This window comes from Streptomyces sp. NBC_01003, from assembly GCF_045162695.1.
In the GTDB taxonomy this organism is placed as follows: Bacteria; Actinomycetota; Actinomycetes; order Streptomycetales; family Streptomycetaceae; genus Streptomyces.
In genome coordinates this window covers 4,482,056-4,496,349 of record NZ_CP108707.1, presented here as the reverse complement: position 1 = coordinate 4,496,349, position 14,294 = coordinate 4,482,056, and the positions used below count along the sequence as shown (strand labels likewise).

At 70.8% G+C, this 14,294-nt stretch carries 10 protein-coding genes and 1 pseudogene; 9 read left to right on the top strand and 2 right to left on the bottom strand.

Features of this window, described 5'->3' with window-relative positions; all coding sequences use genetic code 11:
* Positions 1–199: 199 nt before the first annotated feature.
* Positions 200–1,859 (top strand): annotated as a pseudogene (locus OG698_RS20460) (IS200/IS605 family accessory protein TnpB-related protein).
* Here OG698_RS20460 and OG698_RS20455 read toward each other — a convergent pair.
* Together OG698_RS20455 and OG698_RS20450 are read right to left on the bottom strand one after the other, a co-directional pair.
* The gene (locus OG698_RS20455; protein WP_406104558.1) at positions 1,852–2,076 is read right to left on the bottom strand and encodes a hypothetical protein; all 225 of its coding nucleotides are present in this window, start codon (positions 2,074–2,076) and stop codon (positions 1,852–1,854) included. The pseudogene OG698_RS20460 and the gene OG698_RS20455 sit on opposite strands and share 8 nt — an antisense overlap.
* 204 nt (positions 2,077–2,280) lie before the next feature.
* Positions 2,281–2,922, bottom strand: a complete 642-nt coding sequence (locus tag OG698_RS20450) for a proline-rich domain-containing protein (protein WP_406104556.1) — start codon at positions 2,920–2,922, stop codon at positions 2,281–2,283.
* A 236-nt stretch (positions 2,923–3,158) separates the two neighbouring features.
* On the opposite strand from OG698_RS20450, the gene OG698_RS20445 reads away from it, so the two are divergent.
* From OG698_RS20445 to OG698_RS20410, 8 genes are all read left to right on the top strand, one after another.
* Positions 3,159–4,022 carry a bifunctional methylenetetrahydrofolate dehydrogenase/methenyltetrahydrofolate cyclohydrolase gene (locus OG698_RS20445; protein WP_100594794.1) on the top strand — a complete coding sequence of 288 codons (864 nt, stop codon included), beginning with the start codon at positions 3,159–3,161 and terminating at the stop codon, positions 4,020–4,022.
* Between the two features lie 37 nt (positions 4,023–4,059).
* Positions 4,060–4,479: a DUF3017 domain-containing protein gene (locus OG698_RS20440; RefSeq protein WP_399971253.1), complete on the top strand. Its 420-nt coding sequence runs from the start codon at positions 4,060–4,062 to the stop codon at positions 4,477–4,479.
* Between the two features lie 626 nt (positions 4,480–5,105).
* Complete coding sequence (locus tag OG698_RS20435; protein ID WP_406104554.1) at positions 5,106–6,272, top strand: DUF2690 domain-containing protein; 1,167 nt, start codon at positions 5,106–5,108, stop codon at positions 6,270–6,272.
* Positions 6,273–6,641: 369 nt separating this feature from the next.
* Positions 6,642–7,634: a malate dehydrogenase gene (locus OG698_RS20430; RefSeq protein ID WP_326774451.1), complete on the top strand. Its 993-nt coding sequence runs from the start codon at positions 6,642–6,644 to the stop codon at positions 7,632–7,634.
* Positions 7,635–7,969: 335 nt separating this feature from the next.
* The gene (locus OG698_RS20425; protein WP_406104552.1) at positions 7,970–9,472 is read left to right on the top strand and encodes an aldehyde dehydrogenase family protein; all 1,503 of its coding nucleotides are present in this window, start codon (positions 7,970–7,972) and stop codon (positions 9,470–9,472) included.
* Positions 9,473–9,574: 102 nt separating this feature from the next.
* Positions 9,575–11,113: a GMC family oxidoreductase gene (locus tag OG698_RS20420; protein WP_406104550.1), complete on the top strand. Its 1,539-nt coding sequence runs from the start codon at positions 9,575–9,577 to the stop codon at positions 11,111–11,113.
* Positions 11,113–12,306, top strand: coding sequence for a glycine betaine/L-proline ABC transporter ATP-binding protein (locus tag OG698_RS20415; protein ID WP_406104548.1), 1,194 nt, complete (start codon positions 11,113–11,115; stop codon positions 12,304–12,306). Before OG698_RS20420 ends, OG698_RS20415 begins: the two co-directional genes overlap by 1 nt.
* On the top strand, positions 12,306–14,279 hold the full coding sequence (locus tag OG698_RS20410) for an ABC transporter permease (RefSeq protein ID WP_406104547.1): 1,974 nt from the start codon (positions 12,306–12,308) through the stop codon (positions 14,277–14,279). The genes OG698_RS20415 and OG698_RS20410 overlap by 1 nt, the downstream gene beginning before the upstream one ends.
* Positions 14,280–14,294: the final 15 nt, after the last annotated feature.

Here is a 14,294-nt window from a genome sequence, read left to right as displayed (position 1 = left end):
CATGGGTGTCGTTGATCGGATGACAGCACTGGGAGCGGGAAGGGAGGGGCGGGGGTGAGTTGGGCTTTGAGCGTGCGCTACCCGCACGGGAGTGAGTGTGAGTGTGTGGAGCGTCCGGTGGGGACACGGAATCCTGGGTCGAATGCGTGACCTCGGTCGGGTGGGGCTCGTTGGGCGGGTGGACTGATGATCGGATTGCGTGAGTGGCTCGCTGGACGGGGTGGGTGGGGTGGCGGGGAAGGCGTTGCGGGTGTTGGCGGCTCCGTTCGTGGCTCCGTTGCCGAGCGGGGTGGCAGTGCGGACCCGTCTCAAGGGCCTGTCCGCAACCGATACCGAGGTGCTCGGTGTGGTGGGGCGGCATTTGGGGTCGTTGGCCGGACGGGATCTGAAGGTCCGCAGCAGGGCTGGGCTCGGTCACGATGCCGGTCAATGGGCGGCGCGTAAGCGGGATGTGAGTGCCTTGTCATCGGCGCGGTGGGCGGGGTCGGTTACCAAGGCCTCGCATGACCAGTGGGCGCTGGCTCGGCGGTGCCTGGCTACGCATGTCCGGGAGCTGGAGGCGGGCATCGCCTGTATCCGGCAGCGCCTCGCGCTGGAGCTGGGCGCCAAGGGCGAGCGGGGCGTGCCGGGCGGGTATCGCTCCCGGCGTGAGTGGCATGCCAAGTCGCGCCGCCTGCGCGTCCTTGAGGACCGTTTGGCCCGGGCGCGGGCGGATTGGGCGGCGGGCCGGGTGCGGGTGGTGCGTGGCGGCAAGCACCTGGCCAATACCCGGCATCACCTGGATGCGGCCGGGCTCAGCGAGCAGGGGTGGCGCTCTCGTTGGGAGGCGGCCCGGATGTTCCTGTCCGCTGACGGCGAGTCCGGCAAACGCCTCGGCAACGAGACCATCCGTCTCGGTCTTGACGGGCAGTTGAGCCTCAAACTCCCCGCCCCGCTCGCCCACTTGGCGAACGCCCCCAACGGCCGCTACGTGCTGGCCGGCCGGGCGGTGCTCGCGCACCGGGGCCAGGAGTGGGCGGACCGGGTGGTTGATCACCGGGCAGTTGCGTATCGCATCCACCATGATGTGGTGCGAGAGCGCTGGTATGTGACCGCATCCTGGCAGCGCACCCCAGCTCCTGTCCTCACCCTGGAAGCCGCCCTGGCAGGCGGGACCGTGATCGGCGTGGACACCAACAACGATCACTACGCCGCCTGGCGCCTCGACGTCCACGGCAACCCCATCGGGCGTCCGGAGCGTTTCTTCTATGACCTGTCCGGCAATGCCCTGCATCGGGATGCGCAGATCCGGCACGCCATCAGCCGCCTGCTCCACTACGCGCACCAGTGCGGCGCGAGCGCCATCGCGGTCGAGGACCTCGACTTCGCGGGCTCCAAGACCCGGGAGAAGCACGGCCGTAACAAGCGTTTCCGCCGTCTGATCTCCCGCTTTCCCGCCGCACGGCTGGCCGCCCGGCTCATTTCGATGGCTGCCGAGCAGGGCATCAGCGTGATCGCGGTCGATGCCGCGTACAGCAGCCGGTGGGGCGCCGAGCACTGGCAGAAGCCGACCAGCATCCCCACCCATCAGACCACCCGGCATGAGGCCGCGAGCCTCGTGATCGGACGGCGCGCCCAGGGATTCGGGGCACGGCGACGGACGACACCGCCCCCACGCAACCGGAGTGGGGCATCGGATCGTCCAGGCCGCACCCCGAAACCCCGGACGTGAGGGAGACCGCCCACCCCGGACCGGACCACCACCAGCAGTGGTGACGCCACCAGGGAAGCGAAAGCGGCGACCCAGCCCGCCCAACACCGTTCGGGACGGGCATAGCGAACGAGAGTGGATCTACGACTCACTCCCGCTCACTATCTAGGAACGGTGTACTCCTTGAGGTAGTGCTCCATCCGTGCCACGAAGACCCTGTACTTCACGCGCACCCCGTGCGACGTGTTCACGCGCTCGGCGGAGGTGACGCATCCGGTGGCGATCAGGACCCCGCGGTTTCCCGGGAGTTCGGCCGGTTCCCGGAGCTGGCCGGAGACCACGCAGGTGTAGCGGCCGACCGCACGGACAGAAGGTGAGCCGCTCACCCGGAGCGAGCCTGAACTGGGCTTCCTTGCACGGTGGTTCGGTCAGTGGCGGCACGACGACGATGCTGTACAAAAGCCAGTCCTCTCCCAGCCGGACAACCCAACAGCCTAGGGGGACGGCGAAGGGCCGCGCTCCCCTTGTGACGGGAGAGAGCGGCCCTTACGGGTGAAGGGCGGGAAACCCCTGGTTCGTCGCGAACGCGATCAGTAGCGCGGGCGGTTGAACCAGGTGGTCGCGGCGCTGTTCACCATGGAACCGAGGATGATGCCGGCGATGGCGAGCGAGATGAGTCCGCCGAAGGTCGCCGAACCGCCGCCGCCGTTGATGGTGTTCACGAGACCACCGATGATCATCAGCGACGCGTAGACGATCGTCGTGATGCGGATGCCGCTGCCGCCGTTCTTGAACTTCACGCCCAGGAAGATCGACAGGGCGCCGAGGGCCACCATGAGCGCCGCGATGAGGAAGCCGAGGCCGGCGAGTGTGTCCGTGGCGTCACCGGAGCCGACGCCGTTGGACACGTCCTGGGCCGCGCCGATGGCGACGCCCGCGATGATGCCGAACAGGAGCTGGAAGCCGGCGAGGATGAAGAGGAGCACGCGCGCGGTCTTCATCAGGCCGGGCATCTCGATCGGCATCTGGTTGCCGCCGGGGAAGCCCGGGTACGCGGGCTGGCCCTGCGGGTAGCCGTAGCCCTGCTGGGGCGGGACGCCCTGCGGTGCCTGCGGGTACCCGTAGCCGGGCTGGCCCTGCGGCGCCTGGGGCGCCTGCGGCGGGTAGCCGGGCTGCTGGCCGGGCTGGCCCTGCGGCGGACCGTAGGGGTTGTTCGGGTCGCCGAAACTCATGGCTTTTTCCTCCGTTGCCTTAGTGCGGGGACAACGCGCGGCACCAAGTGGAGGAAAGGTCTACAGAGCGGTCGTCCCCCCGGTACTGCCCGCGGCACTGTTGCCGCTCATGGTTCTTTAGGTGCGGCTTATTTGTCCAGCCGCATTCCGTATGCGTTGTGGAAGTGCAACAACGGTGATCAAGCTGGGACGCCCGGATTGGAACCGGGGCGGTCCCATCCGCGAAGATGGGGGGCATGACCGCCCAGATTCTCGATGGCAAGGCCACCGCAGCCACGATCAAGTCCGATCTGTCCGCCCGCGTGGCGGCCCTGAGGGAGAAGGGCGTCACGCCCGGCCTCGGCACCGTCCTGGTCGGTGAGGACCCGGGCAGCCAGAAGTACGTCGCGGGCAAGCACCGCGACTGCGCCCAGGTCGGCATCGCCTCCATCCAGCGCCACCTGCCGGCCACCGCCACGCAGGAGGAGATCGAGGCCGTCGTCCGCGAGCTCAACGAGGACCCCGCCTGCACCGGCTACATCGTCCAGCTCCCGCTGCCCAAGGGCATCGACGAGAACCGCATCCTGGAGCTGATGGACCCGGCCAAGGACGCGGACGGCCTGCACCCGATGAACCTCGGCCGCCTCGTCCTGAACGAGCCGGCGCCGCTGCCCTGCACCCCCTTCGGCATCATCACGCTGCTGCGCGAGCACGGCGTGGAGATCAACGGCGCGGAGGTCGTGGTCGTCGGCCGCGGCGTCACCATCGGCCGCCCGATGCCGCTGCTGCTCACCCGCAAGTCCGAGAACGCCACGGTCACCCAGTGCCACACCGGCACCCGTGACCTGGCCGCCCACCTCAAGCGAGCCGACATCGTCGTGGCCGCCGCGGGCGTCCCGCACCTGATCAAGCCCGAGGACATCAAGCCGGGCGCCGCCGTGCTCGACGTCGGCGTCTCGCGCGACGAGAACGGCAAGATCGTCGGCGATGTGCACCCGGGCGTCACCGAGGTCGCCGGGTGGATCTCCCCGAACCCGGGCGGCGTCGGCCCCATGACCCGTGCCCAGCTCCTCGTGAACGTCGTCGAGGCCGCCGAACGGAACGCGAACGGTGTCGGCTGACGCCGGCACCGGCACCCCGGAAGGCGCCGAGGGTGCGGTGTCGGCCCCGGGCGCCGATGGGGAGCCGCGGCGTGCCTCGCGCCGGTTCCCGCTCTTCACCAGGGACACCGCGCGCCCCGAGGGAGGCGGCCGCGCGGCGCCGGGTGACGCCCCGGCCCCGGCGCGCCAGTGGCCGATCCTCGCGGTGATCTCGCTGGTGGGCGTCGGACTGCTGCTCACCGCGTTCGATGCGTTCCGCGTCGGGACGCTGCTGATCGGCGTCGCCCTGATCGGCGGTGCGGCGCTGCGCTGGACGCTCCCGTCCGTGGGCATGCTCGCGGTGCGCTCCCGTTTCACCGACATGGTGACGTACGGGTTCCTGGGCGTCGTCATCGTGCTGCTCGCGCTGATGGTGCAGCCGAATCCCTGGCTGGTCATCCCGTTCCTGAACGACACGCTGCACTTCACGATCAGCTGACGCCCGCAGCGCGCGCACAAAGGCGGCGCCCGTCCTCTCCCCCGAGGGAGGACGGGCGCCGCCGTTCTTTGGGGCCGGAGTCTTTCCGAGGAGATCTCCCTGCCGTGGTCATCAGAGTCATGGACGCGTCAGGTGGGCTTCAAGGTTGAGCGGGCCGCTGTGGCACGGAAGTGACCATTCCGCCACGGTGTGCGAGGACGGCAACGATCGGTCTGCCGGGCACTTCCCGTAATGCGTCATTCCTCCTGTGTCGAAGTGTGTTGATGTATCGACAAGTTCGCGGATTTACCGTCAGCTGCCTCGACAGCGGGGCTAACGTGGGCAATCGGGACGGTCCGGGGCGACCCAGGCGCTGAGCTGGGGCGTTCGGGGTTCCGCGAGGGGGTGGGGGACCCCGGTGGGACACTGGACCGTGGGCCTCCGGTCGTGCAACGGTGCACGCCGGTGAGGTCGAACGCCGTCGAATGCCCCCGTGCGCCCCCGCCCCCGGAACTGACATCCTGGCTTCGCGCATCCCACTGGGTAGCCAGAGTGGGCCGGTGCAGCCAACGCCGGCCGAGGGCAGCGCGAGGGGTGCGGCGCGGCGCGGGGGATCAGGGCACGTACGGGGGGAATAGGGGGAAGCAATGCCTCGTTGGAGGGCGCTACCGGATGAACTCGACCCGCAGGTCAGGGAGTTCGCAAGCCAGCTCCGCAGGCTCGTCGACCGCAGCGGTCTGAGCATCGCCGCGGTCGCGGACCGCACCGGGTACAGCAAGACGTCCTGGGAGCGGTATCTGAACGGCCGGCTGCTCGCGCCCAAGCGCGCGATCGTGACCCTGGCCGAGGTGACGGGCACCAATCCGGTCCATCTGACCACCATGTGGGAGCTCGCGGAGCGCGCCTGGAGCCGCTCCGAGATGCGTCACGACATGACGATGGAGGCGATACGGATCTCCCAGGCGCGCGCAGCGCTCGGGGAGTTCGGACCGACGGCCACGAAGAACGGCAGGAACGGCAGCGGGGGCGCGGGCGGCGGCAGCAGGACGGCGGCCAGGCCGTCCGGCGGCGGCGCGACCGGCGTCGCGGGGCCCGCGGGCGTCGCGCCGACCGTGCCGCCACAGGGGCAGGCTCCCCTGGCGGACTCGGTGCCGTACGGGAGCGAGAGGGAGCAGGGGTTCCGTCCGGGGGAGCGAGCCGGGGAAGGCGTTCCGTACGCGAGCGGGGCGGGGGCCTACGCGAACGCGGGGGCCTACGCGGGCGGCGGCGGTGGCGGACCGGCCGGGCAGCCGGGGACGGGCGGCGGTTCGCCGGACCGGCAGCGGCGCAGGCGTCGGCTGACGATGTTCCTCGCGGGCGTCGTGGGCGCGCTCGTCGTCATCGCCGCGGCCGTGTACCTCACGGACGCGGGCAAGGGCGGCAAGGACGACGAAGCGAAGCCGGAGGCGACGCCGACCAGCAGCGCCCCCGAACTGCCCGCGGGAGTTCAGTGCAGCGGCAAGGACTGCACCGGCAAGGACCCCGAGGCGATGGGCTGCGGCGGCGAGTTCGCGCGGACCACGGACTCCGTGCTCGTCGGCCAGGCCAAGATCGAGGTCCGCTACAGCAAGACATGCGGGGCCGCGTGGGCGCGCATCACGCAGGCGGCGCCGGGCGACGAGGTCCGGATCCAGCAGGCCGGCGCCACCGGTGCGCAGAAGGGCACGGTCGACGCGGACTTCGACGCGTACACCCCGATGGTGGCCGTCACGAAGGCGAGCGAGGCGAAGGCCTGCGCGACGCTGAAGGCCGGCCGGCAGGGCTGCACACAGTAGGGACGGGCGCAGCGCGGGACCGTGGCGGAGGTGCCGCGGAATTCATTGCGAGATGGGGGCATGCCTGCCCCGGGCCGGGGCAGGCGGAGCAGTACCCCCACGGGAGTAGTCACCAAGTGGCACCCCCCACAGGCGGCCGTCTGCCCACCTCTCCCGAGCAGGCGGCCGCCTGCCGTTGGGTCACCTCTCGCTCCGCGTCACCTGTTCCGGTGACGTGTCACCTGTTCCGGTTGAGGGGAGCGGGTGTTCTGTGGGGCGGGCCACATGCACCCGGAGGTGCGGGGGGTCCGGGGCGCGATAGCCTGACGGGCGGATCTCTTGATGCCGAGAGATCGATCAAAAAAGCCCTGCTGTCATACGGAGAACGCCATGACCCGCACTCCCGTGAACGTCACCGTCACCGGCGCAGCCGGCCAGATCGGCTACGCACTGCTCTTCCGCATCGCCTCCGGCCAGCTGCTCGGCGCGGACGTGCCGGTCAACCTGCGCCTCCTGGAGATCACCCCGGCGCTCAAGGCCGCCGAGGGCACCGCCATGGAGCTCGACGACTGCGCCTTCCCGCTGCTGCAGAACATCGAGATCTCGGACGACCCGAACGTCGCGTTCGACGGCGCCAACGTCGCCCTCCTCGTCGGCGCCCGCCCCCGCACCAAGGGCATGGAGCGCGGCGACCTGCTCTCCGCCAACGGCGGCATCTTCAAGCCGCAGGGCAAGGCGATCAACGACAACGCCGCGGACGACATCAAGGTCCTCGTCGTCGGCAACCCGGCCAACACGAACGCGCTCATCGCGCAGGCCGCCGCCCCGGACGTACCGGCCGAGCGTTTCACGGCCATGACGCGCCTGGACCACAACCGCGCGCTCACGCAGCTCGCGAAGAAGACCGGCACGACGGTCGCGGACATCAAGCGCCTCACCATCTGGGGCAACCACTCCGCCACCCAGTACCCGGACATCTTCCAGGCGTCCGTCGCGGGCAAGCCGGCCATCGAGGCCATCGGCGGCGACGAGCAGTGGCTGGCCGACGCCTTCATCCCGACCGTCGCCAAGCGCGGCGCCGCGATCATCGAGGCCCGTGGCGCGTCCTCGGCCGCCTCGGCCGCGAACGCCGCGATCGACCACGTCCACACGTGGGTGAACGGCACCGCCGAGGGCGACTGGACCTCCATGGGTATCCCGTCGGACGGCTCCTACGGCGTCCCGGAGGGTCTGATCTCCTCCTTCCCCGTCACCACCAAGGACGGCAAGTACGAGATCGTCCAGGGTCTGGACATCAACGAGTTCTCCCGCGCCCGCATCGACGCGTCGGTGAAGGAGCTCGAGGAGGAGCGCGCCGCCGTCCGCGAGCTCGGCCTCATCTGATCCACGCGTCCCGCAGGTACCCCTGGTCACCTGCACGCGGCTTCACCCGCGCCCCCGTCCGTCCGGTCGATCCGGACAGGCGGGGGCGCGGTGTTTGTGCGCGGTTTGTCTGTACAGGGCATGTTTGTATGGGGCATGCACCCCGAGTAGCGACACCAGCGGTGACATTTCGGACTTACTCACCATGTATGCCGTGACACGGACCACTTTCGGCCACGGGTTGTGCATGCTTTCCGATCCCAGGGGCAGGGGGTTCCGACGTCGCGGGCTCTCCGTGAAAAGGGAGTTTCGCGATGTTCAGGGGGACGGTTCGGGAACGGAAGGCAAAACGGGACGTGTCTGAAAACCAGAGCATTTTTGTGGACGGAGAGTGGCGCAGCGCCGCCTCCGGGGCCACGCGCGAGATTCTCGACCCGGCGGATGCCCAGCCGTTCGCACTGATCGCCGAGGGCGGCACGCGGGACGCGGACGCCGCGGTGGCCGCCGCGCGCCGCGCCTTCGACGAGGGAACCTGGCCGGCGACGCCCGTCGCCGAGCGTGCCGCGCTGCTGCGCCGCGTCGCCGATCTCCTCGTACGCGACCGGGAGAAGATCGGTCTGCTCGAGAGCCGCGACGCGGGCAAGACCGTCGAGGAGGGGCGCGTCGACGTCGACTGTGTCGCCGACGCCTTCCGGTACTTCGCCGATCTGGTCGTCGGAGAGGGCGGCGGGCGCGTCGTCGACGCCGGGTCCGACGAGATCCACAGCGTCGTCGTGCACGAGCCCGTCGGCGTCTGCTCCCTGATCACCCCGTGGAACTACCCGCTCCTCCAGGCCAGTTGGAAGGTCGCCCCGGCCCTCGCCGCCGGAAACACCTTTGTCATCAAGCCGAGTGAGATCACGCCGCTGACGACTGTGGTCCTCGTCGAGCTCCTGGCGGAGGCCGGCCTTCCCGCGGGCGTCGCGAACATCGTGACCGGGCCGGGCCACACCGTGGGCGCCCGGCTCGCCGAGCACCCGGACGTCGACCTCGTCTCCTTCACCGGCGGCCTGATCAGCGGCACGAAGGTCGCGCAGGCCGCGGCCGCCGACGTGAAGAAGATCGCCCTCGAACTGGGCGGCAAGAACCCGAACGTGGTCTTCGCCGACTCCTGCGAGACCGAGGAAGGCTTCGACACCGCCGTCGACCAGGCGCTGAACGCCGCCTTCATCCACAGCGGCCAGGTCTGCTCCGCCGGTGCCAGGCTCATCGTCGAGGAGTCCGTGCGCGAGCGCTTCGTCGCCGAACTCGCCCGCCGCGCCGAGAAGATCAGGCTCGGCCGCGGCACCGAGGACGGCGTCGAGTGCGGCCCCCTCGTCTCCGCGCAGCAGCGCGACAAGACCGAGTCGTACGTGGCGTCGGCCCTGGCCGAGGGCGCCGTCCTGCGCAGCGGCGGCAAGCGGCCCGAGCCCAGTGAAGTACGGCCCGCCGACGGGTACTTCTACGAGCCGACCGTCCTCGACCAGTGCCACCGCGAGATGCGCGTCGTCCGCGAGGAGGTCTTCGGACCCGTCCTGACGGTCGAGACGTTCCGCACCGAGGACGAGGCCGTCGCGCTCGCCAACGACACCGAGTACGGACTCGCGGGCGCCGTCTGGACCGCCGACGCGGGGCGCGCGCGGCGCGTCGCCGGACGCCTTCGCCACGGCACGATCTGGATCAACGACTTCCACCCCTACCTCCCGCAGGCGGAGTGGGGCGGCTTCGGCAAGAGCGGGATCGGCCGCGAGCTGGGCCCGGCCGGGCTCGCCGAGTACCGCGAGACCAAGCACGTCTACCAGAACCTGGCGCCGAAGCCCGTGCGCTGGTTCGCGGGCTGACCACCCACCCCTCGCACCGGGCTGACCACCCGTTTCTTCCGCGCTGGGCCGACCAACCGCACTTCGCACCGCCCATTACGCGCAGAACCTTGGAGTTGACGTATGCCTGAGAAGTCCGTGAACACGTACGACTATGTCGTCGTCGGCGGCGGCACCGCCGGGTCCGTCATAGCGTCCCGGCTGACCCAGAACCCCGACCTCACCGTCGCCGTCATCGAGGGCGGCCCGAGCGACATCGACCGCGACGACGTCCTGACCCTGCGCCGCTGGCTCGGCCTCCTCGGCGGCGACCTCGACTACGGCTACACCACGACCGAACAGCCGCGCGGCAACTCGCACATCCTGCACAGCCGCGCCAAGGTGCTCGGCGGCTGCTCGTCGCACAACACCCTCATCTCGTTCAAGCCGCTGCCCGGCGACTGGGACGAGTGGGCGGCGGCGGGCGCCGAGGGCTGGGACCACAAGGCGATGGACCCGTACTTCGGCAAGCTGCGCAACAACATCGTGGCGGTCGACGAGAAGGACCGGAACGCGATCGCCCGCGACTTCGTCGACGCCGCGCAGACCGCCACGGGCGTGCCGCGCGTGGACGGCTTCAACAAGGCGCCGTTCAAGGACGGCGTCGGCTTCTTCGACCTCGCGTACCACCCGGAGAACAACAAGCGCTCCAGCGCCTCCGTCGCCTATCTGCACCCGCACATGGAGGCCGGCGACCGGCCCAACCTGACGCTCCTGCTGGAGACGTGGGCGTACCGGCTGGAGATGGACGGCACGCGGGCGCGCGGTGTCCACGTACGGACGAAGGACGGCGAGGAGCTGCTCGTCGAGGCGCGGCACGAGGTCGTCGTGTGCGCCGGCGCGGTCGACACGCCCCGGCTGCTCATGCACTCCGGCATCGGGCCGAAGGCCGACCTGGAGAAGCTCGGGATTCCGGTCCTGCACGATCTGCCGGGCGTCGGCGAGAACCTGCTCGACCACCCCGAGTCCGTGATCGTGTGGGAGACGGACGGGCCGATCCCCGACAACTCCGCCATGGACAGCGACGCGGGCCTCTTCGTGCAGCGCGATCCGGAGGCGAGCGGGCCGGACCTGATGTTCCACTTCTACCAGATCCCGTTCACCGACAACCCGGAGCGCCTCGGCTACGTCAGGCCGGAGCACGGGGTCTCGATGACGCCGAACATCCCCAAGCCGCGCAGCCGCGGCCGCCTCTACCTGACCAGCGCGGACCCGGCCGAGAAGCCCGCCCTCGACTTCCGTTACTTCACGGACGAGGACGACTACGACGGCCGGACGCTGGTCGACGGAATCAGGATCGCGCGTGAGATCGCGAAGACCGAGCCGCTCGCCGGCTGGCTCAAGCGCGAGGTGTGCCCCGGGTCCGACGTCGTGGGCGACGAGGAGCTCGGCGAGTACGCGCGCAAGGTCGCGCATACCGTCTACCACCCCGCCGGGACCTGTCGCATGGGCGCCAGGAATGATGAACTCGCCGTTGTGGACCCGGAGTTGAGGATCCGGGGCCTGGAAGCGATCCGCATTGCCGACGCGTCAGTCTTCCCGACGATGCCGGCGGTGAACCCGATGATCGGGGTGCTCATGGTCGGGGAGAAGTGTGCCGAGCTGCTGGGTGGTGATGCGTGATGAGTACGAACACGATGTCGAACGCTGAGGTGGCGGACGCGCAGGCGGGTTCGCCGGTGTTCTCCGTGAACAACCTGTGGAAGGTCTTCGGGCCGAAGGCCGACCGGGTGCCGGGTGACGCGGAGCTGGCCGGCCTGAGCGCCGCCGAGCTGCGCGCCCGCACCGGGTGCACCGCCGCCGTGCGCGACGTCAGCTTCGATGTGCGCAAGGGCGAGGTCTTCGTCGTCATGGGCCTCTCCGGCTCCGGCAAGTCCACCCTCGTACGCTGCCTGACCCGGCTCATCGAGCCGACCTCCGGCGGCATATCCATCGACGGCGAGGACGTCCTCGGCATGGACAAGGGGCGCCTGCGCGAACTGCGCCGGCACCGCGCCGCCATGGTCTTCCAGCACTTCGGGCTCCTTCCGCACCGCACCGTGCTCGACAACGTCGCGTACGGCCTGGAGATCCAGGGGGTGGGCCGCGCCGAGCGGCGCGCCAGGGCGGCGGAGGTCGTCGCGAAGGTCGGCCTCGACGGCCTTGAGCAGCGGCGGCCCGGGCAGCTGTCCGGCGGTCAGCAGCAGCGTGTCGGTCTCGCGCGCGCCCTCGCGGTCGACCCCGAAGTGCTGCTGTTCGACGAGCCGTTCAGCGCCCTCGACCCGCTGATCCGCCGCGACATGCAGGAGGAGGTCATCCGGCTCCACCGCGAGGAGGGCCGGACCATGGTCTTCATCACGCACGACCTCAACGAGGCGCTGCGGCTCGGCGACCGGATCGCGCTGATGCGCGACGGCCGGATCGTGCAGCTGGGCACGCCCGAGGAGATCGTGGGCTCGCCGGCTGACGACTACGTACGCGAGTTCGTGCGGGACGTGCCGCGCGAGCAGGTCATGACCGTGCGCCGCGCGATGCGGCCCGCCGACGCCGACGAGCGGGATCGCGGCCCCGTCATCGCGCCCGGCGCGACCGTGTCGGAGGCGATCGAGGCGGTCGCCAGGACCGGGTTCGCGGTGCGGGTCATGGACGAGGGGCGGTGCCTGGGGGTCGTGGACCATGCGCGGCTGCTGGGTGTGGTGGCGGGGACGGATTCGGGGGCCTCCGGAGACGGGGGTGTGGCCGGGTCCGACTCGGGCGGCGCTTCCGGTTCCGGTTCCGATGCGGCCGTGGCCGACGCGCCCGCGCCCGTCACGCCGCCGGGCGAGGAGGTCGCCTGATGGCCGCCGCCAGTACCGCCACCGCCCCCGCGGCGGACACCCCGCGCTTCGGCGCGCTTCTGCGCAACCGCGCCCTCGGCAAGCTCCTGCTGCTCGCCGTCGTCGCGGCCGTCCTCGTACCGATCGTGAACGCCAAGTGGGCGAGCGGCAGTTGGCCGCACGCGCTCACCGTCGACCTGACCGAACCACTGGGCAAGACCAGTGACTGGATCATCGACAACCGGGACAGCCACCCGCTGTTCCTCTACTTCTTCGGCCACATCAGCAACGCCGTCGTCCTGAGTGTGCGCGGCGCTTACCTGGTGCTCCTCGCGGCCGGCTGGGCCGGCGTCACCGCCGCGGCCGGGCTCATCGCCTGGCGCGTCGCGGGCCTGAGGCTCGCGGCGGCCGCCGTCGCCGCGCTCCTCGTGTGCGGCTCGTTCGGCATGTGGGTGCCGACCATGCAGACCCTCGCGCTGATGATCGTCGCGGTTCTCGCCTCGGTCGTGCTCGGTGTGGTCCTCGGACTCGCGGCCGGACTCTCCGACCGCACGTACCGTGCGCTGCGGCCCGTCCTCGACACGATGCAGGTCTTTCCCGCGTACGCGTATCTGCTGCCGGTCGTTCTCGTGTTCGGCATCGGCGTGCCCGCGGCCGTCCTCGCGACCGTCGTCTACGCCGCCCCGCCGATGGCCCGTCTGACGGCGCTCGGCCTGCGCGGCGCCGACGGCGGCGTGATGGAGGCCGTCGCCTCGCTCGGCGCGACCGCGCGGCAGCGGCTCCTGACGGCCCGGATCCCGCTCGCCCGCAAGCAACTCCTCCTCGGGCTCAACCAGACGATCATGATGGCGCTCTCGATGGCCGTCATCGCGTCGGTGATCGGCGCGGGCGGCCTCGGCGACCGCGTGTACCAGGCACTGGCCTCCGTGGACGTCGGCGCGGCCCTCGCGGCCGGCATCCCGATCGTGCTGCTCGCCGTGATCCTGGACCGTACGACGGCCGCGGCGGGAGCGCGCCTCGGCGCCGCCGAACCCGACGGCCGCCGTCTGCACGGCCCGTACGGCTGGGTCGTGGCCGCCGTCCTCACGGTGGTCGTCGCCCTCGTGGGCCGCCTCGCGGACCGGATCGACTGGCCCGACAGCTGGACCGTGAACCTCGCGGACCCGGTCAACAACGCCGTCGACTGGATGACCGACCACCTCTACTCCGGTGTCCCCTACGTCGGCGGAACCGCCGACTGGGCCGGGCACTTCACCACCTGGGTTCTCGACCCGATCCGCGACGGGCTGCAGTGGCTGCCCTGGTGGTCCGTGCTTCTCATCGTCGCCGCGCTGGCCTGGCTGATCGGCACCTGGCGCACCGCCGTGACGGCCGTGCTCGCCATGGCAGCCATCGGCGTCCTCGGCGTGTGGAAGCCGTCCCTCGACACGCTGTCGCAGGTGCTCGCGGCCGTCGCCGTGACGCTCGTCGTCGGCTTCGCGGTCGGGATCGCGGCCGCGCGCAGCGAGCGACTCGAACGCGTGCTCAGGCCCGTGCTCGACGTCTTCCAGACGATGCCGCAGTTCGTGTATCTGATCCCGGTGGTCGCGCTGTTCGGCGTCGGCCGTGCCCCCGCGGTCGCCGCCGCCGTCGTCTACGCGCTGCCGGCCGTCGTCCGCATCACGACGCAGGGGCTGCGCCACGTCGACGGGGCCGCCATGGAGTCGGCCCGGTCGATGGGCGCGACGAGCGGGCAGCAACTGCGCCAGGTCCAGCTGCCGCTGGCCCGGCCCGCGCTGCTCCTGGCCGTGAACCAGGGTGTCGTCCTCGTCCTCGCCGTCGTGATCATCGGCGGTCTGGTGGGCGGTGGCGCGCTCGGCTACGACGTCGTGTTCGGCCTCGCCCAGGGCGACCTGGCGACCGGGCTCGTCGGCGGCGCGGCGATCGTGTGTCTCGGCCTCATGCTCGACCGGGTCACCCAGCCGACCGAACGCCGCGCGAAGAAGGGAGCGTGATCGCGATGCGAACAC

Coding starts and splice junctions, on each gene's coding strand:
- OG698_RS20450 (WP_406104556.1), bottom strand. CDS start 2,922: ATGAGTTTCGGCGACCCGAACAACCCCTACGGTCCGCCGCAGGGCCAG.
- OG698_RS20445 (WP_100594794.1), top strand. CDS start 3,159: ATGACCGCCCAGATTCTCGATGGCAAGGCCACCGCAGCCACGATCAAG.
- OG698_RS20435 (WP_406104554.1), top strand. CDS start 5,106: ATGCCTCGTTGGAGGGCGCTACCGGATGAACTCGACCCGCAGGTCAGG.
- OG698_RS20430 (WP_326774451.1), top strand. CDS start 6,642: ATGACCCGCACTCCCGTGAACGTCACCGTCACCGGCGCAGCCGGCCAG.
- OG698_RS20420 (WP_406104550.1), top strand. CDS start 9,575: ATGCCTGAGAAGTCCGTGAACACGTACGACTATGTCGTCGTCGGCGGC.
- OG698_RS20415 (WP_406104548.1), top strand. CDS start 11,113: ATGAGTACGAACACGATGTCGAACGCTGAGGTGGCGGACGCGCAGGCG.
- OG698_RS20410 (WP_406104547.1), top strand. CDS start 12,306: ATGGCCGCCGCCAGTACCGCCACCGCCCCCGCGGCGGACACCCCGCGC.